Genomic DNA, 21,281 nt, shown 5'->3' with positions numbered 1-21,281 from the left:
GCGCCTCCAGCAGGTGGCGCGCTACCGTCGGAACCGGTGGGCGGGGCCCGCCGCAGGGCGCGGGGCGTACGTCAGGGGGTGGTGAACAGGGTCACAGCGTTGTGACCGCCGAACCCGAAGGCGCAGCTGATCGCCGCGGTCATCCGCGTGGCGCGCGGCGTGCCCGCGACGATGTCGAGTTCCTGGTCGCCGTCGAAGCGGTGGAAGTTGGCGGTGGGTGGGATGGTCTGGTGCTGGAGCGCGAGGACGGTGTAGGCGGCCTCGATGGCTCCGGCCGCGCCGAGGCAGTGACCGATCACGCCCTTGGGTGCGGTGACCGGTGGCGGCGTCCCGCCGAACGCCCGGGTCAGGGCCGCGGCTTCGGCCGCGTCACTGAGGCGCGTGGAGGTGCCGTGGGCACTCACCTGACCGATGTCGGCCGGTGTGCAGCCCGCGTCGTCGAGCGCGGAGCGGAGCGCGCGGGCGGCGACGCGGCCGTCCGCGCGGGGTGCGAACGGGTGGTGCGCGTCGCTGGAGGCGCCACAACCGCTCAGCAGCGCCAGTGACTTCGCCCCGCGGGCCTGGGCGGTGGCGCTTCGTTCCAGGACGAGGACGGCGGCGCCCTCGCCCAGGACGAATCCGTCGCGGTCGGCGTCGAAGGGCCGGCTGGCCTCCTCGGGCCGTGTGCGTCGCGTCGACAGCGCGCGCATCTGGTGGAAGCAGACCGCGGTCATCCGGGAACGGCCGGATTCGCTGCCGCCGGCCAGGACGATGTCGCAGGTGCCGGCGCGGAGGAGGTCTCGGGCGATCCGCAGGGCGCCGGCGCCCGACGCACACGCGCTCGCGAGGGTGAAGGTCGGCCCCTCGGCACCGAGGTCGATGGAGATCTCGGCCGCGGCCATGTTGGGGACGGAGCGCGGTAGTGCCAGGGGCGACACCAGCCCGGGGCGGTCGTCGTCGAGGTGCCCGAAGGCTGCGGGGTAGGTGGCCAGGCTGTTGGATCCGACGCCCAGGACGACGCCCACCCGCGGGCCCCGGCAGTCGTCGGGCGCCAGAGCGGCGTCGGCCACCGCTTGGCGGGCGGCCAGTACCGCGAACAGGCTGAAGCGGTCGAGTCGGCGCGCGCGGGACCGGCCGAGCAGCGCGTCGGCGTCGATCGGCGGCACCTGGCAGGAGAAGTCGACCGGCAGCGAGCCCAGTTCGGGATCGGGTGCGGCCAAGGACCGGCCACGGCGCAGGGCCGCCCAGTTCTCCGTCACCGTCAGTCCGGCCGGAGTGACCAGTCCCAGTCCGGTCACGGCGATCTCGGGCACGCTCACGGTCGGACCCGGGGTGGCGTCGCGTCGGTGCGGGCGTGCCGATGCGCCGGACGGGGCCGGTCGCCGGGCGGTTCGTTCACAGAGTGCCCGGCATTCGGCAGGCCGCGATTCGATGAAATGATAATGAGGCTAGATTCATTTCCGAATTCTTCGGCCATGCGCATGAGTTGGCGTCCCGATTCATCCTGCCCGGTGGTGTCGTACACCACTATTGCGTACGCGCGGGCAGCGTTCCGGCCAGAACACCCGAGTCGACGGAGCGGTATCGCCGGTACCGGTCCCTTCGATACCGGTCCCTTCCCCGCGCCGGACAGGATCAGCAGGAGACAACCATGGAACGGGACCTACCACCGGACCTCGTCGCACTGCTCACCGGGAGCTTTCCGGTCGACGCCAACCGACTGACGCCCCGGACCACCTTCGCGGAGCTGGGCATGGACTCGCTGGCCACGATGGAACTCCTGGTGGTCAGCGAGGGTGTGCTCGACCGTCCACTCACCGAGGCGGCCATGCGGCTCACCTCGTGCAGCACCCTTGCGGAGGCCGTCGACGCCTTGGGCTGCGCCGCTTCGCCGGCGGAGCCCGAGCCCGTACCGCACAACCCGTAGCAACGCGGCGGTTCCCTATCCGGCCGACCGACATCACCACCGACAGTCAGGAGCAAGGCCCATGTCCTTCGACGAGTTGAAGAGCGTGCTGGTGTCACTGGGGCTCGACCCCGCGGTCGTCGAGCCGGACACCGCAGGTGAGGACGCCGGCGTGGACTCCCTGCTGATCGTCGAGCTGGTCCTCCAACTGCGCAAGGAGTACGGCGTCGTGGTGTCGGCGGACGACATCAGGGCTGCGCCCACGCTGGCCGCCGTCGCCGAGCTCATCTGCGTGCCTGCGGACGTCTCCTGATGGGTCGGGCCCGTGTTCGCCGCACCGGAGCGGCGGTCACCGGGGTCGGGCTCCTCACCCCCGCAGGCCCGACCCGGGAGTCGACTTGGGAGCGGGTGTGCGTCGGGAAGCCCACCAGCGTGCTCGCCCGGCAGGACGGCCTCACGTTCCTCGCCTGCCGGGCACCCGCCGACCACGGCGGTGCGCTGCACGCAGGGCTGGGCCGAGCCGCTGCACGCAGGCCCGACCGCAGCAGCGTGTTCGCCCTGCACGCGGCGAGGGAGGCGATCCTCGACTCCGGCCTGGACCCGGCCCACTGGGACGGGGCCCGGGTCGGTGTCGTCGCCGGTATCGGCGGCGGCGCCTGCCTCACCTACGACCGCGAGCTCGCGGCGCTCCAGTCCGGCGGGCCCGACGACATGTCGCCCTTCGCCGTGCCCAGCGCCCTGCCGAACTCGATCGCCGGCCAGCTCGCCATCGAGTTCAACATCCGCAACACCGCCATGGCGGTCGCGACCGCGTGCGCGTCCGGTACGACCGCCATCGGCATCGCCCTGGACCTGCTGACCCTCGACCGGTGCGACGTCGTCCTCGTCGGCGGGGCCGAAGCCTGCCTCAACCCGTTCTACATCGCCGGCTTCGACCGGCTCAACGCCCTGTCCCACCGCTTCCACGACCCGTCCGGCGCACCGCGACCGTTCGACAGCCTGCGGGACGGCTTCGTCATGGCCGAGGGAGCGGGCTTCCTGGTCCTGGAACGGCCGCAGGACGCCCGGGCCCGGCAGGCCCACGTGCGGGGCGTCATCGCCGGCTACGGAGCCGTGTCGGATGCCCACCACGTGGTCGCTCCCCGTCCGGACGGTTCGAGCATGACCGCGGCGATCCGGGCAGCGCTGGCCGACGCGGGCGCCGCGCCCTGCGACGTCGACCTGGTCAACGCCCACGCGACCGGTACTCCGCTCGGCGACACCGTCGAGGCGTCGGCCATCGCGGCCACACTGCCGCACCTCCCGCCGGTGACCGCGAACAAGGGCGTACTCGGCCACATGATGGCCGCGGCGGGGGCGGTGGAGGCGGCGCTGACGGTCCTGTCCCTGGAGTACGGCACCATCCCGCCCACCGCCAACCTCGCCGAACCGGGCCCGGAGGTGGCGATCAACCTCCGCACGACCGGCAGCGACGCCCGGATGCGGCTGGCGCTGTCCACCTCGGCCGGATTCGGGGGCCACAACGGGGCGTTGGCCATCACGACCGCGTGATCGCCGGTGCCCGGCGGCGACGGCCGGTGCCCGCGGGCACCGGGCACGCCTACAGGTCCGCGATCCGGTCCCGGTAGCGGTCCACCATCGCCACGAGGTCCGTCGGGCTGACGGCGGGTGCGGTCGGTCGCGCCGAACGGAGACGGCCCAGGGCCGTCTCGAAGCCGGACGCGGCACCCGCGACGGCGGCCGCCGAGGCCGCCGGCCTGCTGCGCAGGAGCGCCGAGGCGAAACCCCACATCGCCGCCTCGGCGGCGATGTGGTGGAACCCCTCCCGCGACGTCCGGCTCCGGCCCGCCCGATCCGAGACCTCCGCCACCGCCGCGTCCAGTCGGTCGGCCTCCGCCTCGCCGTCCAGCCCGGCCAACAGGGCACTGACATGCCCCGGACGGCTGAGCACCCGCGTCCCGAGGAAGTCGGTGAGCGCCTCGGTGGCACCTTCGATGATCCGCAGGGCGCGGACGTCGCGGTAGATCCGTGCCATCGGCTGGGCCTCGTCGTAACCGCGGGCGCCGAGGAGCTGAAGGCCGAGGTCCGCCGCCCGGACAGCCCACTCCGAGCTGAGGACCTTCGCCGTGACGAGGAGTTCGGGCTCGACGGCCGTGCCGTGGTCGAGCCGCTCGGCGAGGGCGTAGGTCATCGCGTCGGTGAGTTCGCCGTGCACCGCGATCCGGGTGAGCGCGGACAGGACGGCGGGGCGCTCCAGCGAGCGGCGCCCGGCGATCGTCCGTGTGGAGACGAACCGCAGGACGACCTGGAGCACCCGCTTGAGGAATCCGGAGGCCAGCGCGCACACGCCCCAGCGGCTCGCGTTCATCGCGTCGACCGCGATCTCGGTGCCCGGGCCCCCGCCCAGGACATGCGAAGCGGGGACCACGACGTCGTCGAACTCCAGGCGGCTCTGGACCATGCCGCGTAGGCCGAACGACATCAGGTCGGGGCCGATCCGGACACCGGGCAGGTCCAGCGGCACCGCGAGCGCCGTCATCGCGGCGCCCTGCCCGGGGCGGCGGGCGACTACGGCCGCCACCCGGGCCCAGGAGCCGTTGCCGATCCAGTGCTTGGTCCCGCTCAACCGGACGCCGCCGTCCACGGGGTGGGCGGTGGTGGTCATGCCGGTGAAGTCGGTCCCGGCCCCCGGCTCGGTCTGGGCGAAGGCTCCGAAGACCCGTCCGGCGGCCAGCGGCGGCAGCCACCGCTCGGCCACCTCCGCGCCCGCCCACACGGCCAGGGTGCGGGTGCCGGGGAAGACGCAGGTCATGACCCAGGAGGCCAGGCAGGAGTCGATCGCGGCGAGCTGCTCCACCACCCGTGCCAGATCGGTGAACCGCAGCGCCGTACCACCGTGGCGCTCCTCGATGAGCGGGCCGAACAGTCCCGCGTCGCCGAAGTCCAGCGCCACGTGGGGCGGGATGCAGCGTCGTTCGTCGATGACGGCGCTGTCGATGCGGCGTGGGGCGTACTCACGCAGGAAGCCGATCTGCTCGTCGGCCCGCCGCCGGCTGCGCTCCGGTGGGGCGGCCTCGTTCAGTCGGGTCAGCGCCAGCGCGGTGGCGGCCGGCGTACGGGGAGGGGAGAGGGCAGTCACGACGGCCTCGCAAGGGTCGGTGGGGATGGCGGGGGACGGTGTGGTCGGCGGGCGGCCCAGGCGCGATGCGCTCACGGCCGGCCGTCGACGCCCATGGCAGACCGCTGCCCCGGCGTGGCGGTGGCCACCCGGTCCCCGAGGGCCAGTTCGGCGAGCAGCCCGGCGATCACGCCGTCGCCGGCCGCCGGACGCCCGGCGGCCTCGAAGGCGTCGTACATCCCCTGCGCGAGGCCCACCGGCGGTGTGAAGCCGAGGTCGACCCGGGCGGCGGTCAGGTCGAACCAGTGCGGGTGGACGAGTTCGCGGACCAGGAACCGGCTGAGCGCGTGCGTGCCGGAACTGCGCCGCAGACGGCCGACGCTCTCACGCGCGGCCGCGGCGGCGTAGGCGAGCCCGGGTGGGACCGCGCGCCAGGTGGCGCGGATCCCCGCGGTGGCGAGCAGCAGGTTGAGGAACCCTCCGAGCGGAAGCGGCTCGCCCTGGGCGACGAAGTAGGCGCGGCCACCGACAGGACGCCCCTGGTGGAGCAGGTCGAGTGCGAGCAGGTGGGCGTGGGCGGCGGTGCTGATGTGGGTGGTGTCGACGAGGTTGGCCCCGTCGCCGGGCCCGGTGAGGCGTCGGCGGCGGACCTTCCTGACCAGGGCGGGCAGGAAGTGTGGGTCACCCGGTCCCCAGACGATGTGCGGGCGTAGGGAGAGGGTGGCGAGGTCGGGTCCGTCGGCGGTCAGGACGAGTGCCTCGGCCACGGCCTTGGTGTGCGGGTAGCTTGCCAGGTGCCGACGGGGATACGGCAGGCTCTCGTCGACGTTCTCCAGTCCGCCGGGCCGGAAGACGACGCTGGCGGTGGAGGTGTGGACGAGTGTGCGTACGCCGTGGGCGCGGCACTGGTCGAGCACCGTACGGGTACCGTCCACGTTGGTGCGCCAGTAGGGGGCCGGCGGGCCGCTGACGCCGGCGAGGGCGGCGGTGTGGACGACCGCGTCGCAGCCGTCGACCGCCCGCGCCACGGCGGCCCGGTCGACGAGGTCGCCCTGGATCTGCCGCACGCCCAGCCGCTCCAGGACGGGGCTCGGGCGGCGGCTGAGCGAGACGGTCTCGGTGCCGCGGGCGGTGAGCTGCCGGCAGATCTCGGTCCCGAGGAATCCGCTGCCCCCGGTGACGAGGACCCGGTCCGGTCCGGTGGTTTTCACTGCGGCCTCCTAAGGCGTCGGGCGGCCCAGGCGGCGAGCCGTTCACGGTCGATCTTGGAGTTGTGTCGGATGTCGGTCGGGAAGCCCGGGTGGATGAGCAGGTCGGCGACGCGGCGGCCGGCGGGTTGCCGGTCGAGTGCCGTCCGCACCGCGCCGAGGACCGTTCGGCGGTTCGTCTCACGACCGTCCAACTCGACGCACAGGACGGCCTGTTGACGACCGGGCGGCCCGATGCCGACGAGCGCCGCGCGCCGCACGCCCGGCACGGCCGAGGCGGCCGCTTCGGCCGGCTCGGTGGTCAGGACGAAGTCCGGGCCCAGGACGCGGTGGCTGCGACGGCCGTGGAACCAGAGCCGCCCCTGCTCGTCGATGACGCCCATGTCGCCCATGCGGTGCAGGACCCCGTCAGCCGTCATCGACTTGGCGGCGGCGGTGGCCTGTGGCCGAGCGTGGTAGGCGGGGCTGACATTCGCCCCGGTCACGGCGATCTCGCCGATCCCGTCGTGGTCGGGGTCGAGGATCCGTGCCGCGACCGAACCCAGCGGCCGACCCACACAGGTGCCCGCGCCCGGGCCGCACTGCTCGGCGGTGCTGACGGCGCTCACCGGCAGGCACTCGGTGGAGCCGTACGCGCTGAGCACCTCGGCCCGTGGCGGCAGCACCGCATGCAGGGCCTGGGCGAGGCCGGTGCGCAGCGGCGCGCCGAAGGAGACCACGCGGCCGACGCCGGGCAGCGTGAGCCCGCGGCACGCGCAGTGGTCGGCCAGCAGCCCCAGGACGGCGGGCGAGCCGGCGACCACGCTCGCCCGGTGTTCCAGCAGCGGCCGCAGCAGCCTGTCGGGCGGTGTACGCGCCGGGGCGCGGTGGTTGACCGCCGGGGCGATGACGGTGAGCCCGAGCAGCGGGGCGAACAGGACGAACGGGAGGAAGCCGGCGAACAGGACGCCGTCCGTGCCGAGCACGCCGCCGAGGGCGTCGGCCTGTCCGACCAGCGTGCCGTGGCGGTACTCCACCCCCTTCGGCACGCCGGTGGACCCCGAGGTGAAGGCGATCAGGGCAAGGTCGTCGGCGGCCGCCTCCGCGTCGGGCAGCCCGCCGTCGACGCCGGGGGGCGGAACCGGCAGCCGGAGGCGCCGTCCGAGGCCCGGCAGGGCGGGGCCGGTGACCAGGGGTGTCCGGACGTGGCCACGCCCCCAGCCGAGCACGGTGCGTGCGAGCTGGGCGAGCGGCTGTCCGACGAACACCTCCGGGGCCACCTCGTCCAGACACTGGCGCAGGTCCGCGCGGGGCAGGCCGGGGTCGACCAGAACCGGTACGGCGCCGATGGCGACCAGTCCGTACACGGTGGTGACCAGGTGGTACGGATCGGCGGTCATGACCACCGCCTTGTTCCCGCGGCGCACGCCGGCCGCCCGGAACGCCTGCGCCGCGAGCCCGCATCCGGAGAGGAGCTGGGCGAACGCGACGGTAGGGGCGGAACCGTCGCGGCGGCAGTGGACCAGCGCGGTGGCGCGCGGTCGCTCCTGGGCGAGGTGCCGCATGCGGCTGTACAGGCCCGTCATGGTTCAGACCCGTTCCCGCTGGAGGAAGTCCCGGATGTGACAGCCGAGTCGGTCCGCCACGTCCTCCGTGACGTAGTGGCCGGCGTGGGGGAAGCGGCGGACCTCGGCGTGCGGGAACCGGCGCGTCCACTCCCGCAGGAGCGTCGGGGTGAACACCGGATCGCGCATCCCCCAGCCGACGAACAGGGGCAGGCCCGCGAGCACGTCCGGCCCCTCGGGTTCGAGCAACCGCCAGGTGGGGTCCCGGTCATCGTGCGGAATGCCCCGCACGAACTCCACGGCCCGGCGGTCCCGGCGCCGGGCGTACGGCAGCAGGTACGCCCGGCGCTCCGCCCGGCCGAGCGGGACCGTGACGCCGACTCGAACGGCCAGGCGGGGAAGGGCGTCGGTGGCACGGGCGAGCGCTGCGACGCACTTGTGGTCCCTGATCCACCGCAGGTACACCGGCACCCGGTACTCGGCCGGCCAGCGGAAGCCGATGGTGTTGAGGACCACCAGCCGGTCGACCACACCGGGGGTGCGCCGGGCCCAGGCCGTACCGATCGGGCCGCCCCAGTCGTGCATCACGAGGGTCCAGCCGCGTCCGGGGAGCCCGCGATCGGCGACAAGGTGTCTGAAGAGGGCGTCGAGCGCGTCGAGTTGACCGAGGAACTGGTCGACGGGACGCGACCGGAGCGGGCGGCCGGGAGACAGGCCCAGGCCCGGCAGGTCGGGGGCCAGGCAGCGGAAGTCCGAGCCGAGTTCGGCGAGCAGGTGGCGCCACAGGTAGCTCCAGGACGGGTTGCCGTGCAGGAACAGCACAGGCACACCGGCCCCGGTGTCGACGTAGTGCTGGCCGGTGACGGGGACGCGGTGCCAGTGCACCGGCTCCGGGTACCCGGGAAGGCTAGTGGCGTGTGCCGCCCAGCTCATCACACTCCCCTTCACCAAGAGGCGCGGGAGTCTGCCGGCCGGGCTCCACGGTTCCCGGCGCGGTCGGTACGGGGGCGGCATTCACGGGGGCGACACTAACGGCCACGGCGCCTCGACCGGCCGACGCCGCGAAGCGCCGGTTCGTAGGCAACCGAGTTGGTCGAGTCCTGGTACAACTCGACAATCACACACTCCCTCTGAGGCCGCTTTCGTTGACACAGCCGCCAGAGCCAGGCCGGCGAGCGAGCAGGACCAGACCAGCACCGAGCAGAACGGCACCGAGCAGCTCCCGGACGGCGGCACGCCGAGGCCTCTGCGGACGACACCGAGCAGCACGCCCACCCTCACCCGGACGGCGGCGAGCAGCACCACAGCCACCCCAACTCCATGCCCCACGCGAGGCACCCCGGCGACACCAGGACCCCACTCCCATGCCCCGCGCGGGCCACCCCAGAGACAGCCGACGACCGGGGCCGGCGGGGGCCGCGGGGGCGGGTACCCGGGGCACCCACACGGCCGGCACGACGCCGAGGCGGCCCGGACAGCGGGCGGCGGGCGTACGAGCAGGCGACCGGGGGCGGCGGGCAGGACGGCGGACGGGCGGCTCCCGGACGGCCGTGAGCAGGACGCCCGCCACCCCAAACTCAATGCCACACGCGAGGCATCTGGCGAGACTGCGGGCGCGGCCTCGCGGCCGTCCCAGAACGGTGAGACAGCCCCAGGACGCGGCGGCGCGACGGCCAGGACGGCGGGCAGGGCGGGCAGGGCGGACCCGGAAACGGCCAGGGCTGCCGGGACAGCGGCCAGGTGGGCTGTTGGGGTGCTGCCTGCTCGCTGGTCCGGTGCACGGGCACCGGACCAGCGAGCAGGGGTCAGTTGGTAGTGCTGCCCAGGGCGGTGATCGTGACGGCCAGGCCGGTCAGCTCGGCCGCGGGGTTGCCGGCATCGGTGATGAGCCGGACCTGCAGGGAGCTGGTGACGGTGGCGACGGGCACCGTGTACGTCAGCGAGGCCGTGGCGGGCAGTTGGTCGGCGACGGACTGGGCGTAGGCGCTGGCTCCCGGGAGCGGGTTGCCGTCCTGGATCAGCTGCACGCCCAGCGAGCCGCCCACTCAGGAGCCCAGGACGACCGCGATCGAGCGAGGCCCGCTGGCAGCCTCGGCCGTCGCGCTCAGTGGTCCGGTGGCCGAGGCGTAGGCCTGCGCGCTACCAGGTGATCAGGGCGTAGGCGGGACCTCCCTCGGTGATGGTCCCGGGGTCGGTGCCGTTGGTGCCGTTGGCGCCGGGGGTGTCGCCGACTTCGGGGGCGGCCCCGCCGCCGTGTCCGCCGTCGCCGCCGTTGCCGCCACTGCCCGCGGTGGCTCCGCGCCCGCCCTGGCCCACGCCGGGAGGCAGGGCGAGGGAGGAGGGGACCTGGGGGGATCCGCCGGTCCCGCCGGTCCCGCCGCTCGCGCCCGCGCTCGCGGCACCGCTGCCGCCCACGGGGCCTCCGGGGATGGCGTCGGCCCCGCGACCGCCGGGCAGGGCGTCAGCGCTGGCCGTTCCCGCCTGGCCCCGCGCGCCGGCCGTGCCGGAGACGCCGCTGATGCTGATCTCACCGAGCCCGCAGAACGCGCTGATGCTGTCGTAGGGTGCCCCGCCGCCGGCGGATCCGCCGCCACCGCCGGCCACTCCCGTGCCGCCCGCCCCGCCGTCACCACCGACCGAGGGGCCCGCGGTCAGACCGCGCCGGCCGCCCCCGCCGCCGGCGCCCGCGCCGCCTACGTTCCCGTCGATGCCGGAGACGACGAAGGCGTTCACGTTCTGGCTGGCATCGAAGATATGGACGCCGATGGTGGGGACGGGCCTGGTGTTGCTCTGGTCCGCGGTTCCGCGGGCCCCGGGGGCGCCCGGCTTCGAAAGTTCGAACGCGGAGGCTGCCCCTCCGCCGATTCCGCCCGCGCCTCCGACCCCCAGACTGGTCACCTGCCTGCCGCCTGCGACATTGACGAACAGGGTGTCGCCCGGGGTAACGGTGACCGTGCAGGTGAGGAACTCACCGCCACCGCCGCCACCGCCACCGCCGCCACCACCGCCGCCCGCGCCGCCACCACCGCCACCGCCCTTGGCCGAGCCCAGGGCGTAGCTCCCCCCACCGCCCCCTCCCCCTCCGCCACCGCCACCGCCACCGGCCCCGCCGGACCCGCCGGCGCCGACCATGGTGAGGGTCAGCTCGGTGACGCCGTCGGGGACCGTCCACTCGCCGGAGAACGGGCCGGCGAAGTCCTTCTGGCCGTGCGGCTGATCGCCGAACAGCGCCCGGCCCTCGGGCACCGGGCTCAGGGCGGAGGCCGGACGGGCCGCTCCTCCGGGAACGGGCGGCGCGGGCGCCGCACCAGTGGCCGCCGCAACGCACACGGCAGCGGTCGCACACATCAACGCCCGCCGCCCGACGCCACGGCCGGGCCTGCGGCTGCCGGGCGCGTCGACGGGGCGGTGTGCCGTCGAACGGCAGTGCGGCGCGCCGACAGCGCGGGACCGCGAGTTGAGGAAGGTCATGTCCGGTACTCCTTGTCCAGGATTCCTGAGGTGACGTGCTGTCGCGTGCCGCTGCCGGCGATTCGGATCCGTGAGCTCAGACGGGGTGGCAGTTGTAGCCCTGAACCTCGATCGGGGGGGGTGGGGGAGAGCCGACCGCAGTCGTAGGAGGCGCCGGTGTCGCGCAGGGTGATGCGGCCATTCGTGAAGACCGGTCCACCCTGGTGCGTGCAGTTGCCGCCGGCCCTGACAGCGGTGGACATCTGGTGGAAGACCGGGCGCGGTACCGGAAGCGTCGCCTGCATGGGGCCGAGGCCAGTGCGGTCGCCGTTGCAAGTCGAGCCTCCATGGAACGTCGTCGTTCCGACAGGCGTAAACACCCACCCCGTGAGGCACCTGGCGTAGTGAAGCGGCGGGCGGGGCGCCCCAGGCCACCATCGCGCCGTCACCGCCACCTTCCCCGAGGCCCGGGGGGCGGTGGGGCCATCCGGCACAACAGTTGAGACTGCAAGTATCCCTCCCAGCCGCCCGAGAGCCTCGTTCGTCATTCCGTCACGCTGACAGCACCGCCGCCACCCGATCGGCGGCCGCGCTGAAAAGGCTCGATGTTTCGCCTTGAAGTCATGCGAGCGATTTGATCCAGTCTAGATACGGAAAGATCTTCGTTCCAAATCCATCTCTTCCTTTTTCGCAAAAGCCTACACCGATAGAGAATCCATAGACAGTTCCGCTATTGGACAACGGGTCACCGCTGTCGCCATCGCAATTTGCCGCCGTGACACTGGAAAAGCAGAGGGCGCCGGCAGGCAGGGATTTCCCCAGCTCCAGATCGCAGGTCAAGTTTGGCAGAAGAAGGAAGTCTGCCTTCTTCAGAGATTCACTGACTGGTTCCCCGATTCCCCCGGCTCCCCAGCCTGTCATGACCAGCGACTCCGGAATGGATGGGTCGACAGGAAGCTTCGCCGATGGAGCCGAAGCCGAGCCCCGCAGCTTGACCAGGGCAATATCATTTTTGAGCGACCCAGGATCAAAGCCCGGATTAATGGCGATACTGCTTGCCCCGGAAAGCATAGCGCCTGGCCCGGCGCCTGCCAGGTCGGCAGTTCCACTGAGAATCCCAATGGAAGTTACATCTTTATCGGCCATGCAGTGGGCAGGGAAAATGGCTGCTGTGGGGCTGATCAGCACACCCGCACAATCAGAAAAGCCGTGCGTAATAAGATCAATTAGCGCTACCTCGTACGGGGCATCCTGAATGGTGGCCGGCTGCCCACCAGTGATTGCTGCCGCATCACCGGGTGAGGCCAGGACCGCAGTCAAGGCCACTCCTGCCGCCGCCAACGCGCTAAGGGTTGATCTCATTTCCCGCTCTCCTGCCGCCGCCTCCTTCTTGCTTCCAGGTATCCGGTCCCCACTGCAGGTCGCACATCATGAGGAGCTGTCCGAGTGTCTCGTGGCCAAACAGTCACCCGAACGGGCGGAAAAGATCAGCCGCAGGCGAATGTTGTCGAGAAGCCTCAACACACAACCCACTATTCAGGGAGAGGACTTACCTGTTTCTCCGGCCAGAGAAGACCTTCAATTGGGGTGGTACACACCCAGGGCCGTTTCAAAGTCCCGATCAGCGGGTGAATCTGCAGGTCACGGTGGCGCGAGTGGCCCGGTCCGGACCGACCGTCACGAACACAACGAAGCTCCGGTTGAACGGGGTGACCTTCCCAAGTCGCCCTGAACCGCCGGAGCTTCGATGTGCCGCCAGTCTGTCACCGTCTGCCTGATCAAGTCACCCGCTCTGGACGGCCTCGCGGGAACGTCGCTGGTGGACCGGTTGCGGCTGCTTCCCGATCCGCGTCGGCGCCGAGTCATTGCCAGCGCTCAGCGGCGTACCGGCTCCAGGCGGCCCGATGTCGGTCGCGGCCTGCCCGGTGGTGAAGTCGGTGCAGCCGAGCGCCTTCGCGGCGACGGGCGGCGGAGTGTGCGCGAACGAACCAGCGCAGTGCCTCGGCGCGGCCGACGCCGGGCGCGATGCCAGCGTCGACGTGCGCCTGGCCCGGGACGGCGGCAAGCGGGGCGGCCCCGCGGCTCACTGGAGCCGCCCCGCAGTGCTGGCCCCGTACGCCGACGCTGCCCGGGCGGAGCCGAGCACCGGTCCTGGCACGTCTCCGGCTGGCCGGGGACCCGTCGATGGCTCGGCCCGACCCCGCCGTTGAGCATGTCCGTGGGCTCACTACCAGTTCTGCTGCGACCAGTCGCCCCGGGCTCGATATGCGCGGCCGTCACCGATGTGCCGCACCCCGCCGGGCACCACGTCCCCGTGGTACGGGTACCGCTGGGTCACCGCCGCCAGCAGGAACTCCAGGAAGCCGCCCTCGAACAGGTCCCACTCCAGCATCGAGTCGAACTTCGCGGCGACCGGCCACCGGTCCGGGTCCGGGCCCCTCATCAGCCAGAAGAAGTGGTCGGAGTTGTAGTTGTTCCCCCACTTCAGCAGCCCACCCTCGGCCGGGAACAGCGGATACGGGCACTCCTCGTGATCCCCGTTCTCGTAGGCCTGGGCCAGCATGGCGGTGTAGCCGTAGGGCTCCGTCGTGTAGTACAGGAATCCCTCGAAGCCGAGCGGCTTCCCCCTCTTGGGAGTGGGCGCTGTCGATGGTGCGTGAACGTGCAGTTCGTCGCTGATGCTGACCATCCCGTACCGGTCGACGAACGCCCGGAAGTCCGCCGGCAATTGGAAACCGACCGCCCCGGGCGCGAGCTCCCACGGAACCGGAACCACCTTGCCTGCGGGTGGCGGCCCGATCACCGCACCGAGCCGCTCCAACATCTCCCCGATGTCCACATCCACTCCCCCCGACAGCCACTCACACCCAGCGCAGGCTATCCACCTCCACTGACACCGCACCCTTCAGCCGGGCCAGGCTGTCCGGCAAGGACCCGGTCATCCCCCACAGCCGGCTCCGGCACATCAACGGCCCATCGGCCAAAGCGTCCTCATGACGTGGGCTGCGCTGCTCGGTTGACCCGCACCACGCCACCGAAGGAGGGCCGCAGCCCCAGCCTTGAGCCGATAGAGGTCGCGGTCGTGCAGGCTTCCAGGAGGGCTACGCTGCGGCCATGCCGAAGATCAGGTTGAACAACGACAACGAGAAGATCCTCGGGATCTGGGTCGAGCCATGGGGCGTGGACTACTGGATGAACCCCCAAGAACAGTTCACAGTCACCACCGAGACCCCCGAGGGCGTGCACTCCGACGAAGCGCCCTTCGAGGTCGTCCTCCACGATCAAGGCGTCAGTCTCTACGTCAACATCGGCTATGAGGCCGTGGTCACGGACCAGTCAGGCTCCGAACTGGAATGCGGTCACCAACGCCCCCTCGAAGTCCTCCGCGCCTGGACCGAATCGGCCGAAGCCGCTGCCCAACGAACCGCCGAGTCACCCACTCTCCGGGACATGACTCGTGAGCATGCCGACCACATGCGCTGGGCACTGACACAGGCCGAAGTCACCGCCCGGGCAACGCACGAATATGCTCAGCTGGCGGCCATTTCACCGGGTGCGGTCGATCTCACCCTCCGAAGCGAGAGTCCCTGAGATGACGAAAGACGCTCCAAATGGGCAGGCCGAGCCTCTCCGCCCAGGACAGCGCCTCTGCGCGGGACGTGTCGCGCTCGGCCAGGCGGGCGGCGGCCAAGGAAGGCGGCACCTTGTCCTCGTCCAGCAGGACGGCCCACTGGCTGCCGGTGAGGGCCAGGTAGCGCAGTTGCGGGAACTCCGCGAGCACGGTCAAGTCCTGGACCGTGGCCTGGGAGAGATCCAGGCCGCGCAGATTCGGTGCCGTGCGTAGCGGGGTGAGGTCGGTCGTGGCGGTGGTGGCGAGGTCCAGCGAGCTGAGGTGTCGGTGGCCCTTGAGTGGTGTGAGGTCGCCACCGTGGAGGTCGATGGCCAGGGACTCGACGGGCAGGTCCCGGATGGGGGTCAGGTCGGTGACGGGGCGGCGCTTGAGTTCGAGTTTTCGTAGATGGGGCGCGGCTGCGAGCGGGGTGAGGTCCATCGGGATGGTGGGAGCGTTGGTCTGGATCAGAACGGCCTGGAGACCGGGTGACACGGCGTGAGGGATTCCGCCGGATCGCAGCTCGGGATCGGAACCGGACTCGCACGGACTTTCCACGAAGTCGATGTAGTCGACGTCGGCTTCCTCTACCTCATAGGCGCCCCGGTCCAGCAGGTCCAGGTAGCGGGCGAGGAGCGAGGTGACGGAGTCGCAGACATGGAGCGGCCCGTCGTAGTAGTCGCGGCCGATCTGGATCACTTGCCCGGGATGTCCGGCATGGGCGGGGGACATGTCGACCGCCAGGTAGTTGCCGTCGTCGGCGGTGGCGAACGGGAGCCACGCGGGGTGCTCGTGGCAGCGTCGAACAGTACCGGGCGGGTCAGCGTCCAGGACGACCGCATCCCAGTGGTTCTCCCAGCCGCTCCACACCGGTTCCCGCAGGTCGGCGCTGGCGGCGACCAGGCGGTCCAGCGGTATCCAGCTGAGGTTGCCGAACAGGCCACAGGCGTCGTCCCCACTGCCGTCGGCGAACAGGTACAGCGCCCGCAGATCAGCGGGCAACGGTCGGCCGAGGCGGCGCTCGGCGTCCGCGAGGGCCGCCTCGGTTACGGGCGGGGGCAGCGCTTCGGAACGTCCCAGGATGTCGGCACGCTGCTTCAGGTAGGCGCGGAGCCGGGCGAGCGCCAGGTCCGGGTCGCCCGCCGGGCCCGCCGTGCCCTCTTCCTGGGCGTCCCCCGCCGAGGAGAGCCGATAGCCGTGATCCAGGACAGCCAGGAAGCCCGGACGCTCTCCGTGTAGCCGGGAGACGACGTCACGGGACGCGACCAGCGAGTACTCCCCGGATGGCCGGCACCGTATTTCCAGCCTGGTGCGCTCCCAGCCGCGAGCCGTACCCACCGCCGCCGTCACGTCACTCAGATCCTCGAAACCACGGGCCAGATGGAACCGCCGCGCGCTCGCGCCAGGGAGCACGCACTCGCCGGAGACGTTGAGACCGAAAAGGCCTTCGGTGCTCACGAGCACCGCCTCCGTCCACCCCACCGGTGCGTTCGCCGCGATGATCCCGGCCACCCGTGCAACGCCCCGCTTGATCAGCTCGGCCATGTTCTGTTCCGCTTCTGTCGACACTCCCGCGATCATCGCAGGGGCCCATGACAGACCCGGTCAGCAGAATCCCGGCCGGGGGCTGCAGGCTCAGCCCGGCGGAGCCGACGATCATGAAGCACAGACCCGCCTTGCCCACCACTACCGCGCCGAGCGTCATTCCACCCGTGCGGCATTCGACCGCTACCGCCGGTGCCTGCGGGGTGTCGGGGGCGAGCGCTACGGTACGTCGCCATGGACGCTGCCGATCTTGACCACCGGACCCGCACGCGGTCCGGCTGCATTCCGCCGGAGCTGGTCGTACGGCTGCTGGAGCGAGGCCACACTGCTGTGGTGGAGGAACAGGCTGGGCCCGGGGAGTGGTTCTGCGCACAGGCGTGGGCGGGGTTGCTCGCCGAGCAGGGCCGGCAGACGCAGGCGCTGGAGGTGATCGCCCCGTATGCCGCGACGGGCTGGTGGACAGCGGTCGTGGAAGTGGCCGAGCTGCTGGAAGGCTGGGGCCGGATCGAGGAGGCGATCGAGACCGTCCGGGCCCGCATGGCCCTCGGCCACCCGGACGCGCTGCAGCACTACGCCCGCCTGCTCGCCCGGCACGGCCGCGCCCAGGAGTCATCCACCCTGCTGCTACCGCACGCCGGCGACGGGTCCCTCGCCCGCGCTCTGGTCGAGGTCACCGGAGCCGCCGGCCGCGACGAGGAAGCCGCTGAACTGCTCACCACCCGGATCCAAGCCCACCGCTGCTCCGACTTCCCGTGGTGCTGCAGAGGCTTCGACACCGACACCGCCGTCGGCCTGCTCGCCACGATCCGCGAACGCCAGGGAAAGCCATTGACGCGCAGGCTGGTGTCCCCCACCCCACAACCACTGAAACCGATCATGACAACTCCGCGGCGATGCCGCCGACATCTCGCCCACCGCGACGCAGCCGCACAGGGAGACACTCCATTCGACCGCCGGACACCCGGCGCGGCCGCAACCGTCCTCGCCCTGCTGCCCGCGACGTGCGACACCCGACGGTCGGTCAGAGCGGGGGCTTGGTGTCGGATGATTCACGTGCCGGACGCCCGGCACGTACGAAGTCGATGTATTCGTCCTGTACCAGGCCGATGTTGACCCATCGGCCGCTGACCGTTCCCGCGCGACCCGCGGCCTCGGCCAGGGCGGTCAGCGGGTCGTCCGCAATGGCGACCAGGCGACCGAACTCTTCCTCTTCGTCGTCCAGGTCGAGCGGCGGGAACTCGACGAGGTCCATGAAGCCCGGGTGGCCGACATCCTCGGCGGTGTGGAGGAAGGCCTCGTAACGTCCGGAAGCTGGTCTGACCTCGACCCAGCGGACCGCGGCACCCGGACGGGGACGGACCGACATCTCGTGCTCCCAGGACATCTCGCCGTCATCGTGCACCCGCGAGACTGGCGCACCACCGTGATCACCCGCAGCCGAACACCAAGATCCCCGACAGAGTCGAGCTAAGAAGTCATCTCATCTGGGGAGCCCTCAGGTACAGATGATGGCTGCTGCGATGCCGGCAAAAGCGGCGAGGTGGTCGGCCTTGCGTTCGTAGCGGCGGTGGAGCCAGCGGAAGCCGCCGAGCCAGGCCACGGTGCGCTCAATTGCCCAACGCTGCCGGCCCAGGCGGTTGGAGGCCTCGATGCCGCAGCGGGCGATGCGGGCCTCGACCTGCGCCTGGCCCGGGGGAGGCGGCGGGAGCGCGACGTCCCGCCGCGCCGTGCTCCCGCCGCACAACCTGGATCAGGGCGCGGTCCAGGGGATCTGGGTCATGAGCCAGTCGTTACAGCCTGCGTACGGCCCGGCCGACTCGGTGCCGTTGTTGTAGTTGTGCGCGGAGGTCCATGCCACGCAGCCGCTGGAGTCCAGTTCGGCGCCCGCACGCCAGGTGTTGTCCCCCGCGTCGCGGTGATCCTCTCCAAAGACGCCGAAGACGGCGTTTCCGGGAGTGGAGTTCATCGCCAAGCCGAAGTTCGGCCGGGCCGCGTTGACGCTGACCGATCCCACGCCGAACGAGACCGTGCGGTTGGGGTGTGCCGCCATGAAGTCCTGGTTCCAATCCCAACGGCCGTAGGTGTAGAGGGTGCAGGAGTCATAAAACTGCGAGATCCAGCCGGCCACCATCCCATTGGAGTTGTAGGCCATGCTCTCACCGACCCCGGACGAGCCGCAGGCGGTGCTGGACTGGGGCTGGGCCTGGGCGGTGCCCGCGGTTGCGAGGCTGAGCGCGGTCACGGCAGCCGCCGCGGCGGCTAGAGCGCGAAGATGCACGATTCCTCCTTGGGGGAATGACGTTCTTCAGGCACTACGCCGCTTCGACCCGCCTGAGGTGAAGCGGCCCGAGCAGGCTATCCCGGGTAACTGGATGGCGACAGGGGGCGAATACGGACGACGGTGTGGCCGGGCAACGCGCGCGCCTGGACTCGGAGATGGAGCGGTGCGGGCAGTGGCAGGCTGATGCGCCGTGGCTGCGCGAGGCCTTCGCCGCGGTGCCCCGCGACGCGTTCGCGCCGCAGCGGCTGTGGCACTGGGACGGGTGGGCGTACGTGCCCCTGGACCGGGCCCTCGACCCCGACGGTTGGGCGGGCCACGTGTTCGGCGGTGTCAGTTCCCCCGCCATCACGCAGGTCACCGCAGGGGTTCCGTCGTCGTCACTGTCCGCGCCAGGGGTGGTGGCGGACATGCTGGACAGCCTGCGGCTGGAACCCGGGCCGGGGGTGGGATGTCGGCACCGGTCAGGGCTGGACGGCCGCTCTGGCCGCGTGGCGGGCCGGTCCCGGCCCGGTCGTCACGACCGAGTTCGACGAGGGTCTGGCCGCTGCGGCCCGACCCGCCTGGCAGTGGCCGGACTGGACGTCGAAGTGGCTGTCGGGTCGAGGGTGTCCTGGTCGTCCTCGCGCTGCAGCCGAAGCCGGGTGATGTCGTCCAGTTTACCGACTGCAGGAGCTCGGATATAGGCTCTGAACTGCAACGATGCATGGCCTACATGTCCGTCACTGTGATGGGTGCGGTTCTCTGTAGCTCGTTTGAGTGGTGCCGCAGTAGAGCCCGGCGGTGGTGGGGTCACGGGTGCCGGATTGCGACGTCGTCTCGATCAACAGCAACAGCTGCCGCCTCAAGAACCGCCTCCAGGCCATCGACCGGGAGCCCGACGTTGCCTGAGCGATTGACCCGTCTTACAGAAGTTCGGCCGCTTCCTCAGCTGTCGAACGGCTCCAGGCTGTCACCGGAGCACGGAGGCCGCATCGTCGCTCTGGGCCTGGTAGACGGTCACGATCGAGGCAACAGCGTCGACTTCGAGCGGCCCGGTGATCCTCAGCCAGACCAGTTCGGGCAGGTCATCGGAGCGGTCGAGTCGGCCGACCGCCTCGGCAGGCCAGGGCAACGGCAGCTTCGGAAGGTGGACGAGGGAGATCCCATCGATGAAGGAGACGCCCGGTCCTGGTTCCCACGGGCGAACCGAGTGGAGGTTTGACAGCGAGACCATCACATCGGGCTTCTGCGGCCCATCGCGCAGCCACACGTCCAGGGTGTGGTCCTTGCGGTCCTCGTTGGACTCGTCCAACGAGATGCGCTCGATGAAGTAGCTGATGCAGGAATCCAACGTCCGCGCCGCATTCGTGCATCGGTTCTTGAAGGCGTCGGGTGCACCACGTTCGTCAACCACGGCACGAGACTACGGTGACCGGAACGGTCCATGAGAGGACGTCCTGCTTGCATGGGGGATAGTTCATGGATTGTGCCAGGTTATGGTGCTTTCGCCCGTTGCCCGCTTCGCGAGGTTGGAGATCATCGCGAGGCGGATCATGCTCTCGGAGTGCTCGGGCTTGGCCTCGTAGTCGCGGGCCAGTCTGCGGTGCGTCATGATCCAGCCGAAACTCCGCTCGACCACCCACCTCCTGGGGACGACCGAGAAGCCTTTGACCTGCGCGTTTCGCGGCACGACGTCCACGTCGATGCCGAGCTTCGCGCCGTGTTCGACGGCCTGAGTCTTGTAGCCGGTGTCGACCCAGGCCTTGGTGATCGTGGGGTAGGTGGTGGCGACCTGGGTGAGGAGCTGCTTGCCGGCGTCGTTGTCGGAGACGCTGGCCGCGGTGACCATGACGAGCAGGAGGAGGCCGAGAGTGTCGACGACGAGGCTGCGCTTGCGACCGACGATCTTCTTGCCGGCATCGATGCCCTGGGTGGCAGTGGGCACGCTGGGGGCGGTCTTGATGCTCTGGGAGTCGATCACGCAGGCGGTCGGCTCGGGTGAACGGCCCTCCTGTTCGCGCACCAGGCGGTGAAGTCCTACGCCGAGCTTCTCGATCGTGCCGTCCGCGGTCCAGGCGCTGAAGTGCGAGAACACGGTGGTGTGGGGCGGGAAGTCGTGTGGCGGGTAGCGCCAGGCGACCCCGGTGTGGTTCACGTGCAGGATCGCGTTCATGACCTCCCGCAGATCGGTGACCCGGCCGCCGAGGCCCAGCGAGGTCTTCTGACGCCCCGCCCTCCATGCGGTCAGGGTTGGCTCGATCAGGGCCCAGCGGGCGTCGGACAGGTCACTCGGATACGCTTTGCGTTGCGACTGAATCGTCATAACTCCACTGATACATCCGGGAGTTGATGTCGCCCATCGCTCGTCCGAGTGAACCGGCAACGGACTTGCCCGACTTATTCGAACCGGACAGGATCTCTCGGGGCGAAACAGGATGAACCGCGGCCAGGCTGCCAGCCATACGGCCACGACATTCACGACAGATGCCATATCTAAGAACTCTTCGGGCAGGCAGCAAATCTACCCAAACCTGCACGTCAGCGGTGCGAACGTCCTCTGAGAGGCCGTTGTCTTTCCGAGAGTGACGAGTGCATTTCCGCTGGTCGGGCATGGGGTCGGTGCCTCGGCGGGAGAGACGAGGTGTCGTGTCGTCTCTTCGG

General features: G+C 71.0%; 20 protein-coding genes. 5 read left to right on the top strand and 15 right to left on the bottom strand.

Annotated features, from left to right (window positions below):
* Positions 1 to 71: 71 nt before the first annotated feature.
* Positions 72 to 1,298 (bottom strand): beta-ketoacyl-[acyl-carrier-protein] synthase family protein, encoded by a 1,227-nt coding sequence (locus ABTZ03_RS39130; RefSeq protein ID WP_350517988.1) that lies wholly within the window; start codon positions 1,296 to 1,298, stop codon positions 72 to 74.
* A gap of 332 nt (positions 1,299 to 1,630) precedes the next feature.
* Here ABTZ03_RS39130 and ABTZ03_RS39125 point away from each other — a divergent pair, with 332 nt between their 5' ends.
* From ABTZ03_RS39125 to ABTZ03_RS39115, 3 genes are all read left to right on the top strand, one after another.
* Entirely contained in the window at positions 1,631 to 1,906 is a 276-nt protein-coding gene (locus ABTZ03_RS39125) for an acyl carrier protein (protein WP_350517987.1), read from the top strand.
* A 61-nt stretch (positions 1,907 to 1,967) separates the two neighbouring features.
* Positions 1,968 to 2,198, top strand: a complete 231-nt coding sequence (locus ABTZ03_RS39120) for an acyl carrier protein (protein WP_350517986.1) — start codon at positions 1,968 to 1,970, stop codon at positions 2,196 to 2,198.
* Positions 2,198 to 3,436, top strand: coding sequence for a beta-ketoacyl-[acyl-carrier-protein] synthase family protein (locus ABTZ03_RS39115; protein WP_350517985.1), 1,239 nt, complete (start codon positions 2,198 to 2,200; stop codon positions 3,434 to 3,436). The genes ABTZ03_RS39120 and ABTZ03_RS39115 overlap by 1 nt, the downstream gene beginning before the upstream one ends.
* Positions 3,437 to 3,485: 49 nt before the next feature.
* Here ABTZ03_RS39115 and ABTZ03_RS39110 read toward each other — a convergent pair whose 3' ends face one another.
* From ABTZ03_RS39110 to ABTZ03_RS39075, 8 genes are all read right to left on the bottom strand, one after another.
* Positions 3,486 to 5,024: an acyl-CoA dehydrogenase family protein gene (locus ABTZ03_RS39110; protein ID WP_350517984.1), complete on the bottom strand. Its 1,539-nt coding sequence runs from the start codon at positions 5,022 to 5,024 to the stop codon at positions 3,486 to 3,488.
* A gap of 71 nt (positions 5,025 to 5,095) precedes the next feature.
* Positions 5,096 to 6,214, bottom strand: coding sequence for an NAD-dependent epimerase/dehydratase family protein (locus ABTZ03_RS39105; protein WP_350517983.1), 1,119 nt, complete (start codon positions 6,212 to 6,214; stop codon positions 5,096 to 5,098).
* The gene (locus ABTZ03_RS39100) at positions 6,211 to 7,776 is read right to left on the bottom strand and encodes an AMP-binding protein (RefSeq protein ID WP_350517982.1); all 1,566 of its coding nucleotides are present in this window, start codon (positions 7,774 to 7,776) and stop codon (positions 6,211 to 6,213) included. Before ABTZ03_RS39100 ends, ABTZ03_RS39105 begins: the two co-directional genes overlap by 4 nt.
* Before the next feature lie 3 nt (positions 7,777 to 7,779).
* Complete coding sequence (locus tag ABTZ03_RS39095) at positions 7,780 to 8,640, bottom strand: alpha/beta fold hydrolase (protein WP_350517981.1); 861 nt, start codon at positions 8,638 to 8,640, stop codon at positions 7,780 to 7,782.
* A 920-nt stretch (positions 8,641 to 9,560) separates the two neighbouring features.
* Complete coding sequence (locus tag ABTZ03_RS39090) at positions 9,561 to 9,800, bottom strand: hypothetical protein (RefSeq protein ID WP_350517980.1); 240 nt, start codon at positions 9,798 to 9,800, stop codon at positions 9,561 to 9,563.
* A 94-nt stretch (positions 9,801 to 9,894) separates the two neighbouring features.
* Positions 9,895 to 11,001 (bottom strand): hypothetical protein, encoded by a 1,107-nt coding sequence (locus tag ABTZ03_RS39085; protein ID WP_350517979.1) that lies wholly within the window; start codon positions 10,999 to 11,001, stop codon positions 9,895 to 9,897.
* A gap of 825 nt (positions 11,002 to 11,826) precedes the next feature.
* Entirely contained in the window at positions 11,827 to 12,525 is a 699-nt protein-coding gene (locus ABTZ03_RS39080; RefSeq protein ID WP_350517978.1) for a trypsin-like serine protease, read from the bottom strand.
* Positions 12,526 to 13,432: 907 nt separating this feature from the next.
* Positions 13,433 to 13,933 carry a hypothetical protein gene (locus tag ABTZ03_RS39075; RefSeq protein WP_350517977.1) on the bottom strand — a complete coding sequence of 167 codons (501 nt, stop codon included), beginning with the start codon at positions 13,931 to 13,933 and terminating at the stop codon, positions 13,433 to 13,435.
* A 386-nt stretch (positions 13,934 to 14,319) separates the two neighbouring features.
* Between ABTZ03_RS39075 and ABTZ03_RS39070 the strand changes: the two genes are divergently transcribed.
* On the top strand, positions 14,320 to 14,796 hold the full coding sequence (locus tag ABTZ03_RS39070; RefSeq protein ID WP_350517976.1) for a hypothetical protein: 477 nt from the start codon (positions 14,320 to 14,322) through the stop codon (positions 14,794 to 14,796).
* Here ABTZ03_RS39070 and ABTZ03_RS39065 read toward each other — a convergent pair.
* Entirely contained in the window at positions 14,771 to 16,360 is a 1,590-nt protein-coding gene (locus tag ABTZ03_RS39065) for an SMI1/KNR4 family protein (RefSeq protein ID WP_350517975.1), read from the bottom strand. The two genes, ABTZ03_RS39070 and ABTZ03_RS39065, sit on opposite strands and share 26 nt — an antisense overlap.
* Before the next feature lie 234 nt (positions 16,361 to 16,594).
* Here ABTZ03_RS39065 and ABTZ03_RS39060 point away from each other — a divergent pair, with 234 nt between their 5' ends.
* A complete protein-coding gene (locus ABTZ03_RS39060) occupies positions 16,595 to 17,473 on the top strand; it encodes a hypothetical protein (RefSeq protein ID WP_350517974.1) in 879 nt (292 codons plus the stop codon).
* On the opposite strand, the gene ABTZ03_RS39055 is transcribed toward ABTZ03_RS39060, so the two are convergent.
* The 5 genes from ABTZ03_RS39055 to ABTZ03_RS39035 all read right to left on the bottom strand — a co-directional run bounded on the left by ABTZ03_RS39055 (position 17,382) and on the right by ABTZ03_RS39035 (position 20,943).
* Complete coding sequence (locus ABTZ03_RS39055; RefSeq protein ID WP_350517973.1) at positions 17,382 to 17,762, bottom strand: hypothetical protein; 381 nt, start codon at positions 17,760 to 17,762, stop codon at positions 17,382 to 17,384. The genes ABTZ03_RS39060 and ABTZ03_RS39055 overlap by 92 nt on opposite strands.
* Before the next feature lie 93 nt (positions 17,763 to 17,855).
* On the bottom strand, positions 17,856 to 18,104 hold the full coding sequence (locus ABTZ03_RS39050; RefSeq protein ID WP_502894742.1) for a transposase: 249 nt from the start codon (positions 18,102 to 18,104) through the stop codon (positions 17,856 to 17,858).
* A gap of 6 nt (positions 18,105 to 18,110) precedes the next feature.
* Positions 18,111 to 18,638 carry a hypothetical protein gene (locus tag ABTZ03_RS39045; RefSeq protein WP_350517972.1) on the bottom strand — a complete coding sequence of 176 codons (528 nt, stop codon included), beginning with the start codon at positions 18,636 to 18,638 and terminating at the stop codon, positions 18,111 to 18,113.
* Positions 18,639 to 19,590: 952 nt separating this feature from the next.
* A complete protein-coding gene (locus tag ABTZ03_RS39040; RefSeq protein WP_350517971.1) occupies positions 19,591 to 20,034 on the bottom strand; it encodes a hypothetical protein in 444 nt (147 codons plus the stop codon).
* Positions 20,035 to 20,097: 63 nt separating this feature from the next.
* Positions 20,098 to 20,943, bottom strand: a complete 846-nt coding sequence (locus tag ABTZ03_RS39035) for an IS5 family transposase (protein WP_350517970.1) — start codon at positions 20,941 to 20,943, stop codon at positions 20,098 to 20,100.
* Between the last annotated feature and the right edge of the window lie 338 nt (positions 20,944 to 21,281).

It is taken from the genome of Kitasatospora sp. NPDC096077 (genome assembly GCF_040303245.1).
GTDB lineage: Bacteria > Actinomycetota > Actinomycetes > Streptomycetales > Streptomycetaceae > Kitasatospora.
The sequence above is the reverse complement of the archived record's forward strand: the minus strand, read 5'-3'. Positions and strand labels throughout refer to the sequence as shown.